17 protein-coding genes are annotated in these 24384 nt (G+C 67.8%); 8 read left to right on the top strand and 9 right to left on the bottom strand.

Features of this window, described 5'->3' with window-relative positions; translation table 11 throughout:
* Positions 1–3 precede the first annotated feature (3 nt).
* The 6 genes from ACFYO2_RS34335 to ACFYO2_RS34310 form a co-directional block, all read right to left on the bottom strand.
* Positions 4–363, bottom strand: coding sequence for a hypothetical protein (locus ACFYO2_RS34335; protein WP_388356961.1), 360 nt, complete (start codon positions 361–363; stop codon positions 4–6).
* 372 nt (positions 364–735) lie between these two features.
* Complete coding sequence (locus ACFYO2_RS34330; protein WP_388356959.1) at positions 736–1788, bottom strand: HNH endonuclease; 1053 nt, start codon at positions 1786–1788, stop codon at positions 736–738.
* 80 nt (positions 1789–1868) lie between these two features.
* Positions 1869–3503, bottom strand: a complete 1635-nt coding sequence (locus ACFYO2_RS34325) for an AAA family ATPase (RefSeq protein WP_388356956.1) — start codon at positions 3501–3503, stop codon at positions 1869–1871.
* Positions 3504–3537: 34 nt separating this feature from the next.
* Complete coding sequence (locus ACFYO2_RS34320) at positions 3538–5052, bottom strand: N-6 DNA methylase (protein WP_388356953.1); 1515 nt, start codon at positions 5050–5052, stop codon at positions 3538–3540.
* Positions 5049–6398, bottom strand: a complete 1350-nt coding sequence (locus ACFYO2_RS34315; RefSeq protein WP_388356951.1) for a hypothetical protein — start codon at positions 6396–6398, stop codon at positions 5049–5051. Before ACFYO2_RS34315 ends, ACFYO2_RS34320 begins: the two co-directional genes overlap by 4 nt.
* A complete protein-coding gene (locus ACFYO2_RS34310) occupies positions 6395–9448 on the bottom strand; it encodes a DEAD/DEAH box helicase family protein (protein WP_388356949.1) in 3054 nt (1017 codons plus the stop codon). The genes ACFYO2_RS34315 and ACFYO2_RS34310 overlap by 4 nt, the downstream gene beginning before the upstream one ends.
* A gap of 384 nt (positions 9449–9832) precedes the next feature.
* Between ACFYO2_RS34310 and ACFYO2_RS34305 the strand changes: the two genes are divergently transcribed.
* Positions 9833–10210, top strand: coding sequence for a transposase (locus ACFYO2_RS34305; protein ID WP_388356947.1), 378 nt, complete (start codon positions 9833–9835; stop codon positions 10208–10210).
* A gap of 29 nt (positions 10211–10239) precedes the next feature.
* Positions 10240–10764, top strand: coding sequence for a hypothetical protein (locus tag ACFYO2_RS34300; RefSeq protein ID WP_388356946.1), 525 nt, complete (start codon positions 10240–10242; stop codon positions 10762–10764).
* Between the two features lie 28 nt (positions 10765–10792).
* On the opposite strand, the gene ACFYO2_RS34295 is transcribed toward ACFYO2_RS34300, so the two are convergent.
* Together ACFYO2_RS34295 and ACFYO2_RS34290 are read right to left on the bottom strand one after the other, a co-directional pair.
* The gene (locus ACFYO2_RS34295) at positions 10793–16984 is read right to left on the bottom strand and encodes a hypothetical protein (RefSeq protein ID WP_388356944.1); all 6192 of its coding nucleotides are present in this window, start codon (positions 16982–16984) and stop codon (positions 10793–10795) included.
* A 655-nt stretch (positions 16985–17639) separates the two neighbouring features.
* On the bottom strand, positions 17640–17927 hold the full coding sequence (locus ACFYO2_RS34290) for a hypothetical protein (RefSeq protein ID WP_388356942.1): 288 nt from the start codon (positions 17925–17927) through the stop codon (positions 17640–17642).
* 824 nt (positions 17928–18751) lie between these two features.
* Here ACFYO2_RS34290 and ACFYO2_RS34285 point away from each other — a divergent pair.
* The 3 genes from ACFYO2_RS34285 to ACFYO2_RS34275 are packed head-to-tail and all read left to right on the top strand — an operon-like array spanning position 18752 to position 20933.
* A complete protein-coding gene (locus tag ACFYO2_RS34285) occupies positions 18752–19819 on the top strand; it encodes a Rieske 2Fe-2S domain-containing protein (RefSeq protein WP_388356939.1) in 1068 nt (355 codons plus the stop codon).
* Positions 19816–20001 (top strand): hypothetical protein, encoded by a 186-nt coding sequence (locus ACFYO2_RS34280; RefSeq protein WP_388356936.1) that lies wholly within the window; start codon positions 19816–19818, stop codon positions 19999–20001. Before ACFYO2_RS34285 ends, ACFYO2_RS34280 begins: the two co-directional genes overlap by 4 nt.
* The gene (locus ACFYO2_RS34275; RefSeq protein ID WP_388356934.1) at positions 19998–20933 is read left to right on the top strand and encodes a PDR/VanB family oxidoreductase; all 936 of its coding nucleotides are present in this window, start codon (positions 19998–20000) and stop codon (positions 20931–20933) included. Before ACFYO2_RS34280 ends, ACFYO2_RS34275 begins: the two co-directional genes overlap by 4 nt.
* Here the strand turns inward: ACFYO2_RS34275 and ACFYO2_RS34270 are convergent.
* Positions 20884–21702: an IclR family transcriptional regulator C-terminal domain-containing protein gene (locus ACFYO2_RS34270; RefSeq protein WP_388356930.1), complete on the bottom strand. Its 819-nt coding sequence runs from the start codon at positions 21700–21702 to the stop codon at positions 20884–20886. The genes ACFYO2_RS34275 and ACFYO2_RS34270 overlap by 50 nt on opposite strands.
* 157 nt (positions 21703–21859) lie before the next feature.
* On the opposite strand from ACFYO2_RS34270, the gene ACFYO2_RS34265 reads away from it, so the two are divergent.
* The 3 genes from ACFYO2_RS34265 to ACFYO2_RS34255 are packed head-to-tail and all read left to right on the top strand — an operon-like array spanning position 21860 to position 24374.
* A complete protein-coding gene (locus ACFYO2_RS34265; RefSeq protein WP_388356927.1) occupies positions 21860–22828 on the top strand; it encodes an ABC transporter substrate-binding protein in 969 nt (322 codons plus the stop codon).
* Complete coding sequence (locus ACFYO2_RS34260; protein WP_388356924.1) at positions 22825–23598, top strand: ABC transporter permease; 774 nt, start codon at positions 22825–22827, stop codon at positions 23596–23598. Before ACFYO2_RS34265 ends, ACFYO2_RS34260 begins: the two co-directional genes overlap by 4 nt.
* Positions 23595–24374, top strand: coding sequence for an ABC transporter permease (locus ACFYO2_RS34255; protein WP_388356923.1), 780 nt, complete (start codon positions 23595–23597; stop codon positions 24372–24374). The genes ACFYO2_RS34260 and ACFYO2_RS34255 overlap by 4 nt, the downstream gene beginning before the upstream one ends.
* The last annotated feature ends 10 nt before the right edge of the window (positions 24375–24384 follow it).

Genomic DNA, 24384 nt, shown 5'->3' with positions numbered 1-24384 from the left:
CAACTACTCTTCCCGACGATAGGGGTGACCACTGACTTTCGGACGCACAACCCGAAGCACGGTGGTCGGCGAGGAGTCATCGCCCCACCGACCAGTACGAACGCCGGTGCTGAAGGAGTGGCAGCCGGTTGCCGTGAAGGCGTACAGCACACCCCAGGCGAAGATCTCCGTGCGACCCGCTGTGGCATCCCGGTGGTACTCGGGGCTCAGCCAGCCCGGAGTCCCGGTCGGCGCGCCAGGACGGATGACCGCGGTGCCGTCGGCGACGTGGGCGATGCCGAAGTCCAGCACCCGCGCCCTGTCCGGGGCCAGGATCACGTTCGCGGGCTTCAGATAGCGGTGGACCACCCCATCAGCAGGCACAACCACCTCCTCCTATCACGGCAGTTACCACTTTGATCTGCAAATTTGCAATCTCTGCCGCTACACCAGCCGCAACCACCGCGTCCGGCATTCTGAACGCACCCAATCCACGAACCCTGACTGAAGATCCGGGCCCAGTCCGGAACGTCCGGAGCAACAAGCAGTGTCCGAAACGGTGAGTGAATCACCGGCGTGAGCCTCGTCATGGTGCACCTCGCAGTGCCTGTGCCTCGTCAGCCGACGGCGCGGCATCACTGCGATGGGCCAGCGCGCCGCCACCGCCGCCAGCCCTGAAGGGCTGTCCGTCCTTCGTCTGGCCTGTTCGTCCGGCCCCCAGGCGTGTCAGGGCGAGCATCAAGTGGGGCTACCCGCTCAGGCCGGTGGGTCGGGCGTGGTGTGTGCGGCGCGGAACTCGGCGAGCGACTGCTCGACACCGGAAATGGTCAGCCGCCAGAATTCCCAGCCGTCGATGTCGTCGCTGCCGGTGGCGGCCCGGGCCGCAGAGTTCGGGGTACCCCAAGGGCGCTTCCAGACGCTGATGCGGCCGTCCGCTTGCAGAACACCCGGGTGCGGCTTGTTGTTGTGACGGCCGATCAGTGGGATGCCGGCGGTCAGTTCGGCCGGGTTCAGGTGCTTGAGCAGGTCCCGCACGTCGACGGTCGAACGCCCCGGGTCGATGACCGGGGTGTCGGGATGCCCTGCCGGGGACTGGTCGGGCTCGTTCCCCGTCAGAGCACATGCACGGTGCAGGGCCAGGGCAGCGGCGGCTGCTGCGCTCCATTGCGCTGTTGTCGCAGTTTTCCCGGCAATCAGTGCCTGGACGCTGGGCAGGTCGCCCGGTATCTGGGCGAGTACCGCGATCTCCTTCATCAGGAGGCGGCGTTGGTCTTTGATCTGGGTGGCGTTGAGCGCCAGGATCCGTATGGTCTCGTCGGCGCGGCAGACCCCGCGGTGTGCCTCGGCCTTGGAGTAGGGGGTGTGACTGCGCCGGGCGTAGCCGGCGGTGTCGAACCCGAGCAGGTCGGGATCGCCGATCCGGGCCGGGTCCAGGAGCATCGGCTGCTCCAGGCCCAGGTCGTCGTGCTGGCGCCAGGCGCGCGGCCCGGCCAGCAGCGGGAACCGGCTGCCCTTGGCACGGCCTTCTCGCGCACCGTTGAACCGGGCCCCGCCGCTGTTGCAGTGCTTGCATGCGATGCGGTAGTTGTCGATCGTGTAGGCGAGCCACCAGTAGCCGTCATGGCTTGGTTCGCCGAGCACTTCGGACTTCGGCCGGAAGTGGTCGACGGTGATATCCGCGCGCTGGATTGTGGTCTCGCAGTACCAGCATTTTTGTCCGACGAGCGCAAGCAGGGGGTCGCGTACCTCGTCATCGGTCCAGTGCTCCGTGAAGGCGCGCTTGGTGTTGCTGGCCATCGCGGCCCGCACGGCGTCCAAGGTGGTTTTAGTCTTGGCCGTCCACGCCTGTGGAGTGGAGAGTCCGCTCATGTCCACGTGTCGCATCGGCGTCAGATCACCGACGAGAAGTGCTCGTTGAACAGTTCGGCGACCATGGCCTCCAGGACCTGCGGCGGCGGAGGGTTGGTGCTGGTGGCGGCCTCGACGAGAGCACGGCGCCTGCGGTGGAGTTCGGCGAGGAAGGCCGTCACGAGAGGATCACGGTTCGCGGTGGTAAAGCCCAGTGCGTCGAGCTCGTCGGTGACCTCGCGGAGCTCCGTCTGCAGCACCGCGTCGTGGGCCGCCGCCGGCAGCAGCGTGTACTGGCGGTCGATCAACTCCTGGGTGTGTTCGTCCAGTTGGCTGGGCAGCCCGAACAGATCGGTGGTCAGCAGACCGCCTGCGCCCTGTCCCCGCGGGGTGGCCTCGGGAATTACGGCCGTGGCCTGACCTTCCTGATCGGTGGCGATGATCCGGATCTGCTGGCGGGTCATGTTGGATACCAGCAGGGGTTCGTGGGTGGCCGTGATGAACTGCGAGTCCTGATGTGCCCCGAGGACGGTGCGCACGGAGCTGTACCAGCGCCGGCTCCACTCGGGGTGGAAGTGTGAGTCGGGCTCGTCCAGGAGGAAGAGCGACTCCTGTGCGCGCTGGAGCCGCAGCAGGCCCAAAATGGTCAGAAGTTGCTGCTCTCCGGAGCTCAGGTCGTCCAGGCCGAGCATCACCGCGCCGGTCTTGTGCAGGCGGACGTCGACGGTGAGGTATCCGGCGTCGAGCAGGGTGGCGAGCAGCCCGAACATCGACAGATCACTGTCGAAGAGGTTGCGGAAGGCCCGGACGTCCTCGGTGGTGCCCAGCACGATCCGGAACCCGTCGGCGGGACTCCCGGCACCGTCCACCGGGTCGGCGTCGGGAATGGGGCCGAACCGGCCGGACTCGGCCACGGCCGCGAACAGCGTGCGGGCGGGCCCGCCCAGGCCCCAGTACGGCAGCTCGGCCAAGGGCGCCCCCCGCACGGTGTGGGGCGCTTTGACGCGCAGGACGGCCGAGGCGACGTGCTGGATGTAGGAGTGCTCCCGCAGGTAGGTACCGAACGAGTCGGCCCAGTGGGTGGTCTGCGCCAGGAGCAGCAGCGGCAGGTGAGCGGGGGTGCACAGGAAGACGGGGGTGTACAGGGGACAGCGGATGGGCAGGGTGAGCTGTTCCGGCCACGCCTCCTCGGGCGACCGGCTGGCAAGCCACTCGTCAAGGGCCTCTCGCCACTGCCGGCGCCAATCGCCCAGGCGGCGCGTCGCGAAGCGGCGGTGCTGGTCGAACTCCGCGGTCCAGGGGGCATGGGGGTGGGCCTGATAGCCGAAGACGTGATTGGGAAGATGGTGCGGCCAGTGTGCCCTCGGCACTCTTGTCGGCTCGCGGCCCTCCTGCGCCACGGTCAATTCGGGGGCGGCTGCGTGGGTGGTCTGCACAACCCTCACGGTTGTGCCGCGCAGCTCGTAGTGGACGTCGAAGGGGAATGCCGTGCGGTGTTTCGGCCGGTGCAGGGCACCGAAGATCTCAGCGAGCGCGTGCAGGGCCCGCGACTTGCCGCCGCCGTTGGGGCCGATCAGCGTGGCGATGGCATGGCCGCCGTCCACCGCGTCGGTGAGGTCCAGGTGGAAGTCGCGCAGCCCGCGGTAGTCGGGAAGGCTCAGGCGCAGCAGCCGCATGCGGTCCCTCCAGTCGCAGCAGAAATGGTCACGGTCACGTCGCCGGGCCCAGATCCGGGCCGTCGCCGTGTGCACCGTAGGGCCGCAGCGCTTCGGTGAGAGCGGTCAACTCCTCCAGGGCCGAGCGGAGTTCACCGGCGATTTCCTGGGCCATGTGGTGCAGGTCGGCTTCGGGCTCGGCGGGGGCGAGCGGATCGTCCGGTGGGTCTGCGGCCAGAAGATCGAAGTTGGTGCGGTCCCGGGCGAGCAGGTCCTCCACGCTGAAGGACCTGAACACGTGGGACTCGACCCGCTCGCTGCGGGGCCGTCCTGGCCGGTAGGCGGACACGAAGTCGTCGTAGTCGGCGCTGGTCAACGTGGTCGTCTTGGTGGACGCGGGGCGGTGGGAGCGCAGGTCGTACACCCACAGCTGCTTGGTTGACGGCCTGCCGTCTGGCCGGGGAGCGGCCTTGTCGAAGAACAGGACGTTGGTCTTGAGGCCGGTTGCGTAGAAGACGCCTGGCGGAAGCCGGAGCAGGGTGTGCACATCGCACGCGTCAAGGAGTCGGCGCCTGACATGCTCGCCGGCTCCGCCTTCGAACAGCACGTTGTCGGATACCACGACGGCGGCGCGGCCGTTGAGCTGCAGCAGGCTGTGGACATGCTGGAGGAAATTGAGCTGCCGGTTGCCGGTCTCCGCCCAGAAGTCAGGCCGATAGTACGCGTACGTCTCCCCGGCGATCGTGGATCGCCTGCTGAACGGGGGCGTGGTGAGGACCAGCGTCGCGTGCCGTGTCGGAGTCTGGGCGAGCGCATCGCCGACGGCGATCAGGGGCTGGGCGTCGGCCCGCGTCAGTCCGTGCAGGACGAGGTTCATCGTGGCCAGCCGCGCTGTGGCGTCGACGAGTTCGGTGCCGCTGAACGCGCCCGCAGTGAGTCGGGCGCGCTCGGCAGGGGTGACGCCGGGGGGAAAGTGCTCGACCAGGTACTCGAATGACTTGGTCAGGAAGCCGCCGGTGCCGCAGGCCGGATCGATGATCGTGTCGCCTACGCCCGGCTGGACACACTGCACGATCGCCTCGATCAGCGGGCGGGGGGTGAAGAACTGTCCGGCGCCCGTCTTGGTATCGGCGGCCATCCGGGCCAGCAGGGCTTCGAAGACCGCGCCGCGGCCGGGGCTGCCCTCTCCTGACCAGGGGTAGCTGTCGACCAGGTCGATCAGTCGGCTGAGCTTGGCGGGGTCCGGGATGCGGTTCTGCGCCTTGCGGAAGAGCAGACCGAGGTTGCCCGGACCGTATGCAAGGCGGTCCAGGGCCTGCTCGTAGCGCTCCTGCTGGCCCTCACCGGCGCTCCAGCGGATCTCTGCCCACGCGTCGTAGCCGGTCACCTCCACGGGGTTGAGCGGACGCCGGCTCTGCTCGTCGGCCAGCTTGAGGAAGATCAGGCAGGCGAGCTGCTCGACGTACTCGATGCCCGAGACCCCGTCTTCTCGCAGCACGTCGGCAAAGGACCACAGGACCTTGGCCAGGTCCTGGTCGGGGCCGGGGTGCGAGGAGGCAGGTGGGTTCACAGCGAGGACTCCTGGTGCCCGAACGGGTGGGCGGCGTGGGACAGTTGGCCGGTGAACGCCCGCTGCAGGAGGTTGCTCCGCAGCCGGTCGGCGACGTCAACCGCTCGTTCGGCCGCGGCGGAGGCGGTCTGCAGGGTGGTGAGGTGCGCGTCGACCAATGCGACCAGCCGTTGCTGCTCGCCGGCCGGCGCGACGGGGACCGGCATCAGCCGGATTTTCCCCAGACCGATGGACGCCAGCCCGGTGACCTGCGTGGCGTTGCGCTGGCACCATTGGCGGCCGAATCCGTTGGCGTGCCAGGCCAGCAGTTTCGGGTGCAGCTGCCGGTCGGTGATGCGTGCGCGGAACAGGTGGTTTTGGTGGACGCAGTCGGGCACCTGCTCCTCCCAGATCCATCCGCGGCCCAGCTGGCCGCGGTCTCCGCCGCCGGTCAGGAGCACGTCACCGGTGCGGAGGCGGGCGGCCTGAGCCCGCTGCGCGGGCACCCGGATCACCTGGATGTCGTCCAGGGCCAGTCGGCCTCGTTGCACGTTGGCGACGCGAAGGCAGGGAACCTCCACGTCTGCGGGATCCCACTGCCGTCTGCTGTTCTTGGCTACCCCGAGGGTCAGCTCGGCGACGGTCTCCAGACGGGTCCACCGCCAGTCGACGGGCAAGGCAGGCAGGGCGCCGTCGTGGGTGCCGGCAGCCGGCAGGCTTCCTGCTGCACGGTCGGTGCCGGACAGGCGGCCCAGGCTGGCCTGGGCGCTCATTGCGTGGACCAGTTCGCCGGCCTGGTCCACTGCCCTGCGGGTGCGGGTCGTGGTGGCGTCGATCCGAGCAAGATGGTCCTCCACCAGGCTGGTGATCCGGGCCTGCTCGCCAGGTGCCGGGAGCGGAAGCAGGATCTGCGCCAGATCACGGTGGTTGATCCGGTATAGCGCGGCGCCCCCCTGCCGGGCCCGGTCCGCGATCTGGCGGCGCACGATCGGCGAGTTCCACAGGTGCGCGAGGTATCGCGGGTCGACCAGGGAAGGCTGTACGCGCACGCGGATCATGGTGTCGGGGAAGGTCGTCGCACGGGGCGGGACGTCCACCAGGGCGCCCTCGCCGACCAGGGACCGGGAGCCGCTGACCCGGCTGACCAGCAGGTCACCGGGTTCGGCCAGGACGGGCGGGCTGTTGTGGGCTGTCTCGTCGCCGCCCTTGGTCTGGGTGAAGTCCACCGTCACCGGGCGAAGGGCCGTCGCCCGCAGCACGGGGAAGCCATCCTGGCGGGCGGGCAGGGACCGGCCGTTGGCCAACGGTTCGTGCAGGACGTCAGCCAACTTCACCAGGGTCCAACCGGTGGGAAGGTCACGGTTCAAGCGAGCGCCTCACCCAGGTCGTCGAGGAGGTCAATCGCGGCGTCGGCGCCGAACGTGCCAAGGAAGCCGTCGGTGCCACCCCGGCCCGAGAACGGGACGCTGTCGAGGTCCCGGGGGTCAAATCGGTCCTCGGCTGCGGCAGCGGCCTCCGCGATGTTCTCGATCCACCACACCTGGGCCGGGGTGAAGGGCCCGGCCTGCTGCAGGAACGCGGCCAGACGCCGTCGCATGTCCTCGGCGGCCGCACTCTGTCCGGTGGGCTCCCCCGCATCCGGTGTGGCCGGTCGGTCGTAGAGGCGGAGCAGCATCTGCCGCAGCGCAGGCCTGTTGCCCAGCAGAGCACCGGCATCGCGGACTTCCTCCTCGAGGGCCTCCGGCCCCCAGGCTGCGCGGACCTGCGCCACGTGGTCCGGATCGACGGTGCCGAGAAGCCGGGCTACCAACCCTTCCAAGGAAAAGCCGGCCAGTTTCCGCACGGCAGCGCCATCGGCGTCGCTCAACACGGGAACGAGCCGGGCAAGCCGCACCCCGAGTTCGGCCGTCTCGTCGGCGGTCATGCCGGCGTCCGCCGTGCGGTTCAGCAGGCGCTCCAGGGCGCGTCGGCCGGCCCGGCCGGACGCATCAGTGACGTTGACGAGCCGTCGGTGATGGTGACGCGAGGTTCCCACCGCGTCGATCACCACGAACTGGGTCTTGGCGAATGCTCCTGGGGTGACCGCGCGGAGCACCGCCGGTGCGATGCGCTGCGCCCCTTGCGCCAGTAGCCGCTCGTAGTAGGCAGCGGAGCGGACATCGCGCAGGAACAGCACGCATTCGACCGCCCGCATGTCGGTGGGGCCGGACATGATGTCCACCACCACGGCAATCCGAAACTGCGGAGCGGTCCGGAAGTCCCTCAGCAGCTGGTCCGGGTTATGACTGCGCATGGTGATCTTCTGGCAGAAGGTATCGCCGGCGCCGAACACCTCGCGGATGTGGTGCACGATGTCTTCCGCGTGCGCGTCGTTGAGTGCGAAGACCACGGTCTTGGGGACGCCCAGCCCGCCCTCGACCGCCCGCTCGGGGAACAGGGCAGGCAGTTCATCACGGAACTCCGTCATCACCGCGGCCAGCTGCTTGGGCCCCACGATCCGTGGGGCGCTGGCCGGTCCGGCGTGAGCCAGGTCCTCGTCCAACTGCTCGTACCAGCTGCGGCGCGGAGCCTTGGCCTCTGCGGTGATGCGCTCGGTCAGCGGCACCAGCGCCGCGCGTCCGGACGGCTCGAACCGTGCCTGGTAGAGGGCGTAGTCCACGACGAGTCCGTCGGCGACGGCCTGTTCGAAGGGGTATTCGCTGACCAGATTGGCGTTGAAGAAGCCGAACACCGGGGCGACCGGTGTCGCGGTGAATCCGATCACAGGAGCGTCGAAGTACTCCAGGAGAGCACGCCCTCGTCCGTAGACCTGGTGATGGCAGTCGTCGACGACGATGAGGTCAAAGGAGTCAGGCGGAAGGGTCGGGGAGTAGGTCACTTCGAGCGGCACGGTGTCGGACTGCGAGACCTGCTCGGCGGTCTCATAGGCCGATACGCGGGCGGACCCGTCCTCCGGCTCGGGCGTGCCTGCCAGCATGCCCTCCAACCGTTGTGCCATGGCCACGACGATGGATGCCGACGGAGGCACGCCTGCCGATGTCAGCTCTGCGACTTGGTACACATCGGCCAGGCTCCGACCCGTATCCGGGAGAGTGAACTGCCGGAACACGGCCGTCAGCTGATGGGCCATCACCACGCGGTCGACGACGAACAGGATGCGGGCGGCCCTGGCGTCTTTGAGCTGGCGGTAGGCCGCGAAGACCTCGGTATAGATCCGTCCTGTGCCGGTAGCCATCTGGACCAGAGCACGGCGGTCTCCGGCCGCGAGGGCTTGCTCGACTGCCAAAACTGCCTTGAGCTGCGGCTGGCGCAGTTGCCCGGCCGCCTGCGTGCCCTCCTGCAGAGGCGGCAGGGCCGCCATCCTGGCGCGATAGGTTGGCGCCTCACCGTCTGCCTCTGCTTCACGCTGCCAACGAGCCAACGTGGCCGGCCGGTGGAAGCCGCTGACCAGCCGGCCGCGCGGTTCTGGATCATTGGCGTCGTAGAAAAGCAGCCGTCGGCCGTCGCTCACGTACCGATAGGGCAGCGGAGAGCGCCAGACCGACCACGGCGAGGCGTCCGTCACCGCGGCGGCCAGCCTCCCCGCCTGCTCCATGGCCGTGCTGAGATCCGCGCCGTCCTTCTTGCACTCGATGATGCCCACTACCTGCCCGCCAACCAACAGCAGCAAGTCGGCACGGCTGCCGCCGGGCAGACGGGGCTCGATCAACACGCAACCGAGCGAGTGGTGCCGGTCATCATCCGCATCGGGGCCCAGAACATCCCACCCCGCCTTGGTGAGCCCGCGCTGCACCTCCGCCGCGATCGCCTCTTCTGCCAACGGCTCATAGGCAGCGTCGCGGGCGCTGACGATCAAGTGTTCGCGCTCGGAGGCCGGCAAGGAAGTTGGCCCCACCCGACGGTCGAATTCCCGGCGCAACCGGGGCAACACCGCGTCAAGCGGGGCCACTAGCTCCGCCACCACACGGAGGTCGGACGGGCTGGTGTGAACCAAGGACATCGGCTCCTTGTCGGAGGTCTGAAGACGGAAGAACCAGACAGCCAGCTCGAAACAGCGCTGCACCAGGTAAGACGCGGCCGCCGCTCCCCGGTCACCCTCTGAGGAACCGCGGAGGTCAGTGAACGCGGCAAGGACTCGTGCCGGCAGCAGCCCGGCTCGGGTCAGCACCCGCAGACGGGCCGACTGGTCCGCCGTCGGCGGCCGCACCCCGGCCATGTGGCCAAGCTTGGCGGCGAGAACCTCACCGAACTGACGCGCCGACGTCACCGCCACAGCAGGAGCAGTGGACGCACGAGCCTCGGCCGAGGCTCCATAGAGCACGAGGAGCGGTTCGTAGGGAAGAAGAAAACCGAAATTGGCTGAGGCGAGCGCCAGGTCCGTGAACCGGCTTTCGAGGTCGCTCGACTCCCGAGCCACGCCAGCCCTCCCTGCCTGCCTGACCTGCCTGGTGATGCGGTCGGCGGCGTGGTGCGCGCTACAGACCGGTCCCCTACCCTATCGCCCGTCAACCGTGTGGAACATCGAGGTTTCGCTTAATGCATCAGCTCCGCCCCAAGGCGAGCCAGCGGATGGCGCGACCCCTGAGATGCCCACTGCGGACCGGTGCCGAGTACAGAATCCGCCCGCTGAACACCTCCGTTTGGCAGCGCAGGCCATGGCGGCTCGCACCGGTCCCGGCTCGCCGAGCGGCTCGGCGTGACGTTCTGGCTCATGGTCCCCCAGGGATGGGTGCTTGAGGAATGCATCACTCCCAGCAATGAGGGCATGTGGGGGCGTTGTGGCGAAACTGGGCCCACACGGTTGGCCGCAGCGACTTCACGCGCCCACTCCGCCCTGCTCGAACTCCTGGCTGACGTCCTGGCCTTAAGCGACGAGGCGACCTGGGGTATCGATGTGGCCGATGGCGGGGCCGCTCTAGGCATCGCGATCCTTCGCAACCACGACCAGGCCGTGCACTGCATCTCTAGCCGAGCCATCAACCGCGCCAGCGAGAGCTACCGCGGCGAGGGCAAGACCGACGCCAAGGACGCCGCTGTTATCGCCAACCAGATCCGCGTCCGACACGATCTGCACCTCTTGCACCCGGGCGACGAGACCGTCTCAAGATCCTCACCGGCCGCCGCACCGATCGGGTCGCCGACCGCACCCGCACCGTCAATCGCCTCCTCGCCCAGCTGACCGGCGTCTTTCCAGGGCTCGAGCGGGCATTGGACCTGACCAACACCGGGCCCCTCACCTTGCTGACCGGCTACCAAACTCCAGCGGCCATCCGCCGGATCGGCCGCAAACGGCTGGAGACCTGGCTCCGCAACCGACGAGTACTTCGGGCCGACCAGCTGGCTGAGGCCGCAGTTCAGACCGCCGAGCGTCAACGCACGAGCCTGCCCGGCGAGAAGCTGGCCGCACAGCTGGTACACACGCTGGCCAAAGAGGTGATGACCCTCAACCAGCAGGTTGCCGAGATCGACAAGCGCATCGAGGCCCGGTTTCGCGAGCACTCCGCCTTCGATGTGATCACCAGCTTGCCCGGCATGGGCCCGATCCTGGGCGCTGAATTCCTGGCCGCTACCGGCGGCGAGCGGTCCGTTCCCGACGCACAACCGGTCATGCGGTACTCAACCCGCGCATATCAGGCTGACCGCGCGTCGACGCCACGACACGCACACCCCGGTCCGCCCCCCAGCCCCCACACCCCTCTCAACGGGGAGGGGCCGCCTACCCATGCCCCTTGACAAGAACCTGCTACATATCAGGAATCAGTCAGACGTCTGCGACCAGTTCCTTGCGGCTTGTCTCAGTCTCTTCTGGGCGGCGCTTCCGTCTGCTGGCAGGCAGAGTTCGGGTCGTTGTCAGGGTTCGCTTCAGTTTCGGAAATGCCGTGTTGAGTTCGGCGTAGCCGGTTTCGCTCAATTGAACCTGCCAGGTCTCGGTGCAGGTCGTGTGCCGTCGTGGTTGGTGGCTGAGATTTCCTCGGACCAGAAGCACCGTGCGTGCACGCCAGTGGCCGTCCTCTCCCCTCCATGTGAAGAGTTCGCATGGGTCATGCTTCCATCCAAGTTCGGCACCGACGGCTGGATGGAGCGCGAGCCAGTCTCTGTGTTGGGTGTCCGTCCAGTCTTCGTAACCGTGGACAACCAGCTCCTTGTCCGCCCAGTCAAGACCTCGACCGGCCGGGTACCGGGCGAATTCAGCATGGAATGCTTCCCAGGCCCGACGCTTGGGAAGGTAGAAGGCGGCACCGAGCGCGTTGCCGTGCGTCGTGTGGACTCTGCGTTCCTCTTCCGGCCTTCCCCATTCCAAGCTGCACCATTGACCGCGTTCAGCCAGTACGTACGGTTTGGCCGCAGCGTATGCGCGCGCGTACTCATCCACAGCCGGCCCTGCTTCGGCGCACCAGTTATCCACGTCGTAGGAGGAGGTTCCTTCCGGTCTCCAGATCGGCGGCAGCCATCCGGGGAGAGGCCGGGGTCTAACGGTGACCATTTGCTCGTCGATCAAGCCGAAGGAGTACGCGTGAAGTGCCGGAGCGTCCCCCAGCGTGTCGGCGTCAAGGAGCTCACCAAGGACGGTTCCAAGAGCTCGGCGGCCCGCCATATACGCCCACGGGCGATAGCTGTGGCGCTGACGGCGTGAGGTGAGACGCTGTGCGAGAGCGTGGTGACCTCCCGCAGTCCAGCGATCGGCGTTGGACCTGGCAATCTGGGCGGCCCGGTGGAGTACCGCCGAGTCTTCCAGCCCGGAGGCCTCGGAGAGCATCTGAAGAGCAAGGTCGAACGGGCCGAGCATGTGACGTGGATTGTGAGCGTCCAGGTGCGGGGTACCGTGCCGGTCCTCTTCTGGAACTGTGCGTTCTGGAAGAGGAGGAAGGGCCAGGCCGTATGCGGCAGGACGGGCTCGGTGCGGCGGATTCTCCAGCTCAATGTCGTGCTGCCGGGCGAAACGGCGGGCGAGGTCTCGGGAGATGGCGTCGGCCCCAGTGGCAGCGACCTGCAGCGCGGCAACGAGTTCGGCGGACACATCGTCTGCCCGTTCGTCTTTGGGCGTAGTGATCAAGGTGAGCAGGGCAGCTTCACATGCCCATCCTCCTCGCGAGATGTTTGCGGCGAGGATGGTCTGGATCACGTGCTGGTGGCGGGTGCCCAGCAACTGAAGGGCCCGTCGTGCGCCGAAATCGAGAGAGCGAACCGGGTGGCCGAGATACAGCCCGACCCATCGTGCCAGCGCCTCGACAGCTGAGATGGCTGCTGCTGGAGCAGCGGGGATGTCCGTGGTGTCGATAGCAGCGGGCGCTACCTCATCGAGGTAGGCCTCAACGTCGGGCCAAGCTCGGGCGACGGTTCCGGGTTCTGTGACCAGTTGGGTGATGTCTCGGATGTCGTCGGGCGACAACTGCGCGGACAGGGAGCCGGTGAGGAAGGCGTTGGCGAGGTCTTGTCGGGCGAGTTGCACGAGGGCGGGGTGCCGGTAGCGGAGGGCGGTGTGGAGGACGGCCAGCCGGGTTCCCCCGTCGTAGTGGCGCAGCCATCCATACGCCGGGGTACGGCTGAGCGCGTCTTTGAGGGCGTCTGCGGCTGCGCCGGATTCGCCCGATTGTGCAGCCAGTGCCGCGAGTCTGCCCAGGGCTGATCCTGACAGGCGCAGACGCCCGGCCTGTTCCAGCAGAGCACGGGCCTGAGCCGGAGTCGTGGACGTAATGGTGGCGGTTGCATGCTCGACGGCTAGGTCCCAGCCCTCCGGCGGGGAGGTTGCTGCTGTTGGCGCGGTTCGAAGAACGGTGAGCAGGCTGCCCAGGGTTTGGACGGACGGTGGAGCGTCTGCAGTATCTGCAGGCGCCTCTTCGATGGCCTCTTGGCCAACTGTCTGTTCGGCTGCGTCGCGATTCAATTCCTCGACGGCCCAGAGCTGCTGGGCTCGCTCCAGGGCCGACACAGCGTCGCCTCCAGAGCTCTCCGTCCTGCGAGCGTGTACGGCTTTGGCGATTTCCTCAGTCGGCTCGGGCATGATCGGGAACAGCAGATGGACCGCGACGGCCGTGCTGTCCGGGACGGGAATATCTGGGTGGCGGCACGCGGCCAGCACCACGGCTTGGACGGCGTCGGTTTCGGCGAGCGCTCCCACGGTGCACAGCCACTCAGCCAAGTCACAGGCCAGAGAGGGATCACGGGGAAAGGTTGAGGCGATGAGTTTTTCCGCTGCGCCTGAGGCGTGATGGCCTGCGTCGGCAGCGGAGATACGAGAGGCGTATGTGAGGACCGTCGCGGTGAACTGCGTGGGAGACATGTCTCCTTCATCTGCGGCGGTGACCAGCCAGTCGAACCACTCGACCAGTTGCCGGTCATGATCGCTGGCGTCGATGCCGAGCGATGTGTCGACAGCGCAGCGAGTCGCGTGTCGGGCTGCCTGTTCATCGCCGGCGAGCGCCCAGACTCGCGCTTGTGCCAGCCACAGTGACACCCGGTCGTGTGGGTCGGATGACCAGTCGTTGATCAGAGCATCGAGCCGTTGGAGTTGTTCCACGGCCCACGAAGTGGCGTCGGCGTGAGCTTTGAGGGCGGCCTCAATGACCGCTTGTTGGCGCTGGGGTGCCCAGTAGCCGGCCCGTTCTTCGCTCGCCCAGGCGGTGTCGAATCGCGAGAGCAGGCGTTGCAGGCCAGCGCTGCCGTGTTGTTTGGCCGCGAGGTCCACTATTCTGCCGAAGAGACCCAGGGCAGCGTCGCGAACGATGTACCAGCCTGTCCAGTCACGGGTGTCCTCGGAGGGGACTTCGAGAAGGCGGATGATGGGATCCGCCTGTGCCGGCACATCGGGCGGGTCTCCGAGACCGGCGGAGGCAGCAAGTCGCTGGCCCTCCAACTGGGCCAGGACACGCAGTGCTCGCCGGAAACGCTCGTTGCCAGCTTCCCGCGATGTCCAGTCCGAGGTCGGCATGGGGTCTGGCAGTGTCGGATCGGGGTGGACGTACCGGAGTCTGTTGAGCCCGATCAGTGTCCGGAAGGGTTCGAGGCCTTCTTGCCCGGACACGGTGGATGGCCAGGCAACGGCCGTGCCAGGGGGCACGAGTTCATCGATTTCGGGCGCGCTGTTGAAACCGTTTCGGACGAGCAGTTCGGCGGCGGCGATCCGGATGCTGAGATGTACAGCAGGGGCGGAGCCGTTGGCCGGCAGCTCCTCATCGTCCTCCTCGTCTGCATCCCCTTCTTCCGCGTTGATGGCGATGATTTCGCGCGCCCATCGCAGGAGATCGGCTTGCGCTTGGTCTTCTGAGGCAGCTTGGGCCCGCATGTAGCGTGCTCGTGCGCGCCAACTGGGTGTGGCTTCGGCATCGATCACGGCCGTCAAGGCGTCGAGAGCCACCTGGTCACGGGTCTCAACGAGGAGATCGAAGCAACGGGCATGAGCGAAGCTGCGACAGCTGATCGTGCTCGCCTCGCGCTCCAGCCGGTCCTGTTGCTCGCGGAGCAGCGCCCGTCGTGAGGATTCCGCCTCCTCGACGCCTGCGGGCTCTTCAGGTCGTTCGGTGCTGAGCGCCAGCTCATCCGCGTCGCCTGGAGGGTGGGGAAGTTGGTGGTCGAGTGCGACCAGCACCGCGTCGAGACCGGAGAGGTTCCATGTCGCTTCGGCCCAATCGGCGACGGCCTCCGGCGACGGGTCTTCCTCGCCTGCGATTCCGGCCAGGCCACCGCAGGCACGCAGGACTCTCTGGACCGCATCCACGTTGCCGCAGTTGGCAAAGGTCACGGCATGGGCAAGGGCCGCCTTCCGCGTGATCCGCAGTCGTCCGCCCCGGGCGATGTGGTCCAGGGCCAGCCGTGAGTCAAAGGCGTGCACCGCTTCCGCAAGCGGCTCCCTCTCCAACACCATCTCACGCAGCCGTAGTTCGCTGAGGAACGCCAGCGTGTGCACGAAGGCCTGCGAATCGTCCAGCAGGCTGGCGGAGCGCAGCGCCAGCAGCGCGTGATCTCTAACCGTGGCCAGGGGCCGCAAGTCGATCAGGGACTGGCGCAGCTTCTGCGGCGCAGCAAGCGCCAGAACGCGGTCGTACTGACCGGCCAGGAAGAGGTGCGCGGCTGCTTCGTCTTGATACAGGCTCCACTCAGGCCCGGAGTTGGCGCACACGTCCGCAAGTTGCCTATGGAAGCCGCGTTCGCGCACCTCCGCGGCCATGCCGGCGACGTGAGCCGTGGCGTCTGCGAGAAAGCGCCGGAAGCTGTTATGGATGAAGCGCCAGTCATCACCGACCGTGTGGAAAAACGTCGCGGCTTGGTCGGCAAAAGCAGAAACTGCACGCTGGTCCGCCCAGGCCGAGAGCCACCGCAGGTTCACCGGTACGCGCAGGCGTGCGACCATACCCAGCAAGTCGAGAACTTGCTGATCTTCCTGCACAGCCTGGGAGTATCCGCGATAGCGCGCGGCGACATCGCCACCGTAGCGTGATGCGTCTGCGAGTAGGCCGTCGGCCAGTTGACGTCGCACCCCTTCGTCGGGCTCACTGGCTTCCAGCGCGCTGAGCTCCTGCAAGAGGTAGGTGAGAGCGAGGGGATGCCCTTCACTGGCGTCGACGACCTTCGTCATCTGACCGGAATGCAACCAGCTTCCATGGCCAGCTGCCTTGGTCAGGTACTCGATTTCCTCAGCGGCCAGCGGTGGCAGGAGCGCGATACGGCCCTCCTGCTCCAGAGCTGTCCGCACCCTGGACGGAAGAATGCTCGTGGTCTGGGTGCCGAGGATAATGAAAACCCCATCGGGCAGCGCCGCCGGGTTGGGAAGCTCTTCCAGCAGGGAACGCGTCGGGTTCTGCTCTCGCGGGATGTGATCGAGTCCGTCCACCACAACGATGGTCCGCTCGCCGCGCGTCCTCCACCGTTGGCCGGCCTGGTCAAGCTGGTCGCTCAGCACGAGGCGCTGGGTGCGCAGGTCGTTACCGATTCCCCGGCGATACAGACCACTTTCCTGCAGAGCAAGCGAGACGTCGTGCAGGAAGCTGTCCGCTTCTCCCCTACTGCTGAGCGGGTCGGGTGCGTCGGGCACGAAGGCGTAGTAGCGCGCCACGTGTCCTTGTATCTTCAGGCTGGCCAGCAGTGTTGACTTGCCTGAGCCGGCTGGGCCGACGAGGGCCAGGTAGCCGCCCGACAGATGCTGCAGCCGTCCCTCCAGAGCCTGGCGGGCCACCTCGTTCGTCGTGTACACCGTCGGGACCGGGAACTGGTGGGGGTGGCGGTACCGCAACCGGTCCTGCCAGCCCAGGCGCTCCATCAGCTGGTCACGGCTCAACTCCACCGGCTGAGCAGGGTCCCGCACGATCTCCTCAAGCGTGTGCGCCAGATGCGCGACCTCACCGTCGACCGGTTCGTGATCAGGACGCAGCAGAGGATCGCCGAGCACGAGACCGAACCTCAGTTCCAGATCGCCGACGAAGGCAACGAAATCGTCGTCGGTCAGCTTCGTGAGGGTTCGAAGCGTCTCCCAGACCGGCGCCCACTCGACAACTTCCGGGAGGATGGCCAGATCCGCCCACTGCACCGTTCCTCGCGCGATCTCAAGGCGTACCGGGTCAAAAGAGCGCGCCACAAATGTCGCCAGACTGCGGGGGCCGGTGGCCCTGGCGCGAGCAATCGGGCCCGTCCCTTTAGCTTGCGTCTTCGACGCATGATTGTTCGTGCATAGGTGGACGGTCAGGGGCTCCGGTGAGGCCGTCCGCAACCGCACCCATGCGGCCGCGAGTTGTGTCAGCAAGCCCTGCTTTTCGCCTTCTCCACTCGTCAGGTCAGCCCATGTGAACGACCCGGCAGGCTGCGACCACTTCACCTGCAATGCGTGGCGTCGCAGCCCCGATTTGAATTGGAAATCATCAGCCACACCAGCCTCTGGATCCGCCACCCGGATCCATTCCAGCGTCGGGAGTTTGGCAAGCACCACGCGAGCGGCCAACCCGTATTGCCCGCCGAAGCCCACGACGGCCGCTACCTCACCCCTACTCGGCTGCAACAGAACCCCCTGCCCGCATTGCCCTAGGCTCCAAGTATGGCCCGAGGGCCACATCCTTCGCACAGCAGAACAGTCCAGGCAGCCCGAGGCCGCATCCGAGGATGGATACGCCGTTACGGCTTGATGGGCGCCGCCGTACGGATTCGGAGGCCGGTGCGGATGCACCCGTCTCGCGGCAGTCAGTACTCCACGGCCAGGGATCGGACCACGCCAGGGGGCTGAGGCTACCGGGCTGTAAGGATTTCCAAGTTCTCGATGACTGCCGGGTGGCCGGCATGAGCCGCCCGGGCGAGGAGTTGCCGTGACTCCCGCAATTCACCTCCATCGTCCCCGCCGACGCGGGGTTGCTCCCGTGGACGGCTTTGCGGGAAGTACGGGCCCTTCTTCTCCTGAGCGAAGATGCCCTCCACGAGGGCCTTCAGGGGTCGTGTCCCGCGTCGTGGTGTAGGGGATCAAGCATTGCGCGTTCCGGTACGACGCCCCTGACGATCTCCGCAGAGGCGGCGGTCCACGAGGCGCCCTGCTGGGGCGAGTTGAATGTCCGGCCCGGCGGAGCCACCGCCCCCGACCTGCGGATTCCGGCACCTTGATCGGCTACACCACGAAGCGGGACACCACCCCTTCAGTTCGCCACGGGAGCGGTCTCTGTGTCTGCGGTCACCACCCCGCTCGGTGCCTCGTCCGTGTTGTTGACGACTCGGCGGAAGAGGGTGTTCTTAGGGACATCCTCGAAGGTGTACGAGATGGAGCCGGGCAGGTCCACGAGCTCGATCGTGACTCGCTTGCCACGCTCGTGCTCCGCCACCCTCCAGGCGAGTTCCACCGTGCCGTCCGCGGTCCGGATGAACTCGGTGAACTCATCGCCAGGGAGGAACGGACGGTCGATGGTCCCGGTGACGGACCTGGTCAACACAGGCTACTTGGGCCAGAACCGGACCTAGGTGACGATATCGAACACCTGCTGGACGGGGCCGTTGATGGTCGAATCCAACGGGATGAACGAGGTCATGTTGCTCTCCCGTCCCCGCGCACCTGCCGCTGGCGATCTTCGACAACTGCGCCCTCGCCAAGATCCGCCACCTCTCCCTCACCAGCGTCGACATCGGCGCCCGCGAGGTGGGCCGACGCGTCACCCGCGCCCCGCTCGACTGGACTCCCGCCGAGAACGGCATTTGACCGACCCACGCTCTTGCAACGGCACCCAAGTCCGCGATGAACGGGCTTCTCGCCTGCGCCGCAACCCACCTGACACTCCATCACAAACGGCCACGGCCCGAGCTCAAGCCGGGCTACTCCTGGCCCGGCAGGTTCAAACAACCGCTTTACATAGGTCCGCCACCCCTTTGGCCTGCACTTATGTGCTACAGGGCCCAAAGAGCGGCGAATTCGACCCGGATTCGACCCCACGGCTTCATTTCACGGCGACACGCACACCTGATCAGCGATGACGCAACTTCTGCCGCTGTACCAGCGAATTGCGGAAACTTAATCACCACGAGAGCCCCAATTAGGATCAACCTCGCAAGTCGACAACCCTGAAGCGGACACGCAGCCCAGGGATGCAGACACAGTGCCGCGTGTTGGCCCGAGCCCATCCCGACTCAACCCCACGAGGGAGTACATACCCTGAACAGGCCTTTTACCGATCTGCTTCCGTGAGGCGGAAGAGGTATTGCGGCGCAGTGACGCCCTTCCGGACGATGTCGCCATCACCCAACGACGGGAGCCGCAGCCATGCCGCACATGACGAGTTTCGCCAGGAACCAGTGGTACGTCGCCGCCTACAGCCACGAGGTCGGGCGCGAGGAGTTGCTCGGCCGCACGATCCTCGGCGAGCCGATCGTGTTCTACCGGACCGAGGAGGAGGGGACGCCCGTCGCGCTGCACGACCGGTGCGTGCACCGGCGCTACCCGCTCTCCAAGAGCGGCCTCGACGGCGACCGCATCGTCTGCGGCTACCACGGCTTCACCTACGACCGGACGGGCGCCTGCGTGTACGTGCCGGGGCAGAAACGCGTCCCGCGCACCGCCCGCGTCACCTCCTACCCGGTCGTCGAGCAGGACTTGCTGGTCTGGGTGTGGATCGGCGACCCGGCGCTCGCCGACCCGCAGACCATCCCGCGCGCCCGCCACCTCGACTCCCCCGGCTGGGTCACCGTGCGCGGCATGGAGCCGATCGACGCCGACTACGGGCTGCTGGTGGACAACCTCCTCGACCTGTCCCACGAGACGTATCTGCACGGCGGCTACATCGGCACCCCCGAGGTCGCCGAGACGCCGATCACCACCGAGGTCGACGAGGGCGCCGGAATCGTACGGGTGAGCCGGCACATGGACGACGCCGAGTGCCCGCCGTTCTACGCCAAGTCCACCGGCATCCAGGGCCGGATCACCCGCTGGCAGGACATCGAGTACCACGCGCCCTGCCTGTACCTGCTGCACAGCCGGATCGCGCCGGTCGGTGTGGTTCCCGAGGCGGACGGCAGCGACCCGAACGGCTTCCACACCGAGATCACGTACGCCATCACGCCGTCCGCCGACGGCAAGGTGTACGACTTCTGGATGGTCTCGCGCGACTGGGCGACCGAGGACCCCGAGGTCACGGAGTTCCTGCGGGGCAACAACCACACCGTGGTGATGCAGGACGTCGACGCGCTCAACCTGCTCCAGGAGACGCTCGGCACCGAGCGCACCGGCTACCAGGAGCTGAGCATCAACATCGACACCGGCGGCCTCGCCGCCCGCCGTATCCTCGCCCGGCTGGTCGAGGAGGGCGCCAAGCCCATGGAGAAGGTCCAGTGACCAGCCCGACGGGCGAGGTCTACCGCATCGACTGGCTGCCGGGCACCGACATCCTGCACGGCACCTGCCACTGCGGCCGCGAGCACACCTCGCAGGACCCCATCGAGATGTGGGAGTGGATGCTCGCCCACCCGCAAGGCCACGAGCCGCAAGGAAACGAGCCGCGAGGAAACAGCTCATGACCCTGTACGAAGCCGAACTCGTCGTCGACCGGCTGGAGTCCGCGGCCGACGGCGTGCTCGCCCTCACCCTGCGCCATCCGCTGGGCGAACCGCTTCCGGCCTGGGAGCCCGGCGCCCACATCGACGTCGTGCTCGGGCCGGAGCTGGAGCGCCAGTACTCGCTGTGCGGTGACCCGGCCGACCGGGACGCCTGGCGGATCGCCGTACTGCGCGAGCCGGACGGGCGGGGTGGATCCGCCCATGTGCACACGCAGTTGGGGCAGGGCGACAAGGTGCGGGTGCGCGGGCCCCGGAACCACTTCGCTCTGCGAACCGCGCCCCGCTACCGCTTCGTCGCCGGCGGCATCGGCATCACGCCGATCCTGCCGATGCTGGCGGCGGCGGAGGCGGCGGGCGCCGAGTGGACGCTGCTCTACGGCGGGCGCAGCCGTGAATCCATGGCGTTCACCGAGGAGTTGGGCCGTTACGGGGACCGGGTCACGATCGCTCCTCAGGACGAGACGGGCCTGCTGGACCTGGGTTCGGTGCTCGACGACGTCCCCGAGGGCACGCTCGTCTACTGCTGCGGTCCCGGGCCGCTCCTGGACGCGGTGGAGGCGCGGTGCCCGGCCGGGGTGCTGCATGTCGAGCGGTTCCAGCCCAAGGACCAAGAGACCGGCGAGAACACCGAGTTCGAGGTCGAGCTGGCGCAGAGCGGCCGTACCCTCACCGTCCCGAAGGATGTGTCCGTGCTCGACACCGTACGCGCCGCGGGCGTCGAGGTGCTGTTCTCCTGCACCGAGGGCACCTGCGGAACCTGCGAGACCGACGTACTCGAAGGCACCCCGGACCACCGGGACTCGGTCCTCACGGACGAGGAACGGGAGGCCGGGGAGACCATGCTCATCTGTGTGTCCCGGTGCCGGGGGAAGCGGCTCGTCCTCGACCTGTAGACAGCCCGAGGTCGGTCTCGATCCCGGCGACCGCCGCCAGCAGGTGCGGCAGCAGGTCCCGGCGTACCGACGCCAGGGAGTTGCGGCTGGCGTGCACCGGGATGTTCACCGCCGCCACCACCTCGCCGCCCCGGTCCCGCACCGGGGCGGCGATCGAGCGCAGTCCCTCCTCCAACTCCTGGTCGACGAGGGCGTATCCCTGCCGGCGCACCCGGGCGAGCTCCGCCCGCAGTGCCTTCGCCGACACGATGGTGCGGGCGGTCAGCGGACGCAGGTCGGCGCGGGCGAGCCGCTCCTGAAGGTCGTCGTCCGGCAGATGGGCGAGCAGCACCCGGCCCACCGAGGTGACGTGGGCGGGGAAGCGGGTGCCGACGGTGATCGCCGCGGCCATGATGCGGCGCGCGGGCACCCGGGCCACGTACACGACGACGTCGTCGTCGAGCACGCACAGGGACGACGACTCCCTTGTGCGCTCGACCAGTTGCTCCAGATGCGGTTCGGCGATCTGCGGCAGCGAGAAGCTCGACAGGTACGCGTAGCCGAGCTCCAGCACACGCGGGGTGAGCCGGAACGTGCGGCCGTCCTGGTGGACGTAGCCGAGGTCGACGAGGGTCAGCAGCAGCCGGCGGGCGGCCGCGCGGGTCAGCTCGCAGGTACGGGCGACCTCGCTGAGCGTGCGCTCCGGATGCTCGGCGTCGAAGGCGCGGATGACGGCGAGGCCGTGTTCGAAGGACCTGACGAAGTGCGTTGCGCGAACCGGCTCGGGCATCTGGGCCTCCAGCACTGTCAACAATTCTGTCGGTCAACCCATTGACCCTGATTCGTTGCGAGCTCTACCTTCCCGCTGGGCAGACCTGCGCACTACTGTGCGGTCTGCGCACAACCTGTCGGAACACCGCTGCACCGATGTCTGCACAGGAGGAGCCATGCGTCGTCTGTTCGCCGGTCTCACCACCGGCGCTTTACTGCTCGCCGCAACGGCCTGTGGCTCGTCCGACGGCGGTTCGTCGGACGCGAGCGCGTCGTCCGGCGGCACCACCACCGTCAAGCTGGGGCTCATCCCCATCGTCGACGTCGCGCCGATCTATCTGGGCCAGAAGAAGGGTTTCTACAGCAAGCGCGGCCTGAAGCTGTCGCTCTCCACCGCCCAGGGCGGTGCGGCGATCGTGCCCGGAGTCGCCAGCGGACAGTTCCAGTTCGGGTTCTCCAACGTGACCTCGCTGCTGGTCGCCCAGTCGACCGGCGTGCCCGTCAAGGCGGTTGCCAACGGCATCGCATCAACTGGCGTGCAGGGCAAGGACTTCAGCGCCCTCATGGTGAAGAAGGGCAGCCCGATCAAGTCCCCCAAGGAGCTTGAGGGCAAGAAGGTCGCCATCAACACCCTGAAGAACATCAACGAGACCGCGGTGCGCGAGTCGGTGCGCAAGGCGGGCGGCGACCCCGACAAGGTGAACTTCGTCGAGCTCGCCTTCGACCAGATGCCCGCGGCCCTCGACAGCGGACAGATCGACGCCGCGAGTGTGGTCGAGCCCGCGCAGGCGACCGTCAAGAGCCAGGGCGGCGTGGTGATCGCCACGCCCATCGTGGACGTGGCCGAGGACACCACGGTCGCGCTGTACTTCACGTCGACGCGGTACCAGCAGCAGAACCCGGACGTGGTGAAGAAGTTCCAGGAGGCCACCGCCGAGTCCCTCGCGTACGCCGAGGCCCACCCCGACGAGGCCCGCGAGATCATCACGACGTACACGAAGATCCCGGCGTCGGTGCTGGCGCAGGTGACTCTCCCGAAGTGGCCGGCCGATCCCAACCGGGCGTCCATCGAGGCGCTGGCGAAGCTCGGCGAACAGGACGGTCTGTTCAAGAAGACCCCCGACGTGGACGCGCTGCTGCCGTGAAGGGTGAGAACGCGGCCCTCGGCGCCGCCGGACTCGCGGCCTTCCTCGCCCTGGGCGAGGCGGTGCCGCGGATCGGCCTCGTCAAGGAGGAGTACTTCCCGCCGACCAGCCGCATCGCCGAAGCCTTCGCGGACGAACTCGCCGACAGCGCCTTCTGGTCGGCGCTCGGCGACACCCTCACCGGCTGGGCGCTCGGGCTGGCGATCGCGGCCTGCGCGGGCATCGTCGCCGGGGTGGTGATCTCGGTGGTCCCGTATCTGCGCGAGGCGACGGCCTCCACGATCGAGTTCCTGCGCCCCATCCCCTCGGTCGCGTTGATCCCCCTGGCGGTGCTGCTGTACGGCACCGAACTGCGCTCGGTGCTCCTGCTCGTCGTCTACGCCTCCTTCTGGCAGATCCTCATCCAGACCCTGTACGGCGTCCAGGACGTCGACCCGGTCGCCGAGGAGACGGCCCGCTCCTACGGCCTCGGCACCTGGGCGCGGATCCGGCACGTGCTGTGGCCGAGCGCGCTGCCGTACGTCATGACCGGCGTCCGGCTGGCCGCCGCCGTCGCCCTGATCCTCGCCATCACCGCCGAACTCGTCATCGGGGCACCGGGGCTGGGCGCGCGGATCGCGGTCGCGCAGAACTCGCAGGCGGTGCCCGAGATGTACGCGCTGATCGTGGTCACCGGTCTGCTGGGGCTGCTCATCAACGTGGGCGCGCGTACCGTGGAGCGACGGGCCCTGGCCTGGCACCAGTCGGTGCGCGGGGAGGTGATGGTGTGAGGCGCGTCCTGCTGCGGCTGTTCTTCGTGCTCGCCCTGCCCGCGCTGCTCGTCGCGGTCTGGTGGCTCGCGTCCGACAACAGTACGGACGTGTTCTGGCCGCCTTTGCGCACGATCATGCAGACCTTCCCGGACGTGTGGACCGCCCGGCGTCTCGAGGACGACGTCCTGCCCAGCGTGCTGCGGCTGACGGGCGGTTACGCCCTCGCGGCCGTGGTGGGCGTGGCGGCCGGCTTGGTCATCGGCTCCTACCGGCGGGTCCGTGCGGTGTGCGAACCGGTCCTGGAGTTCCTTCGGGCCGTGCCGCCGCCGGTGCTCGTGCCGGTCATCACGCTGTTCGCGGGCATCGACAACACCATGAAGGTCACCGTCATCGCGAGCGGCTGCGTGTGGCCCGTCCTGCTCAACACGGTCGAGGGCGTCCGCGCGGTCGACCCGGTGATGGCCGAGACGGCACGCTCGTACGGCATCAAGGGGCCCTCGCGCCTCACGCACCTGGTGCTGCGCTCGGCGAGCCCACAGATCTTCGCGGGCCTGCGCCAGGCCCTGTCCATCGGCATCATCCTCATGGTCATCAGCGAGATGGTCGCGGCCAGCAATGGCATCGGCTTCACCGTCGTCCAGTTCCAGCGCAGTTTCGCGATCCCCGACATGTGGACCGGGATCCTCGTCCTCGGCCTGCTCGGCTTCCTGCTCTCCGTCGTCTTCCAGCTGGTCGAGCGGCGGGCGCTGGCCTGGTACCACGGCCTGCGCGCCTCGGCCCGGCGGTCCCCGTGAGTCTCGTGAA

The organism is Streptomyces sp. NPDC006602, from assembly GCF_042870385.1.
In the GTDB taxonomy this organism is placed as follows: domain Bacteria; phylum Actinomycetota; class Actinomycetes; order Streptomycetales; family Streptomycetaceae; genus Streptomyces.
The sequence above is the reverse complement of the archived record's forward strand: the minus strand, read 5'-3'. Positions and strand labels throughout refer to the sequence as shown.

Coding starts and splice junctions, on each gene's coding strand:
- ACFYO2_RS34325 (WP_388356956.1), bottom strand. CDS start 3,503: ATGCGGCTGCTGCGCCTGAGCCTTCCCGACTACCGCGGGCTGCGCGAC.
- ACFYO2_RS34285 (WP_388356939.1), top strand. CDS start 18,752: ATGCCGCACATGACGAGTTTCGCCAGGAACCAGTGGTACGTCGCCGCC.
- ACFYO2_RS34275 (WP_388356934.1), top strand. CDS start 19,998: ATGACCCTGTACGAAGCCGAACTCGTCGTCGACCGGCTGGAGTCCGCG.
- ACFYO2_RS34270 (WP_388356930.1), bottom strand. CDS start 21,702: ATGCCCGAGCCGGTTCGCGCAACGCACTTCGTCAGGTCCTTCGAACAC.
- ACFYO2_RS34265 (WP_388356927.1), top strand. CDS start 21,860: ATGCGTCGTCTGTTCGCCGGTCTCACCACCGGCGCTTTACTGCTCGCC.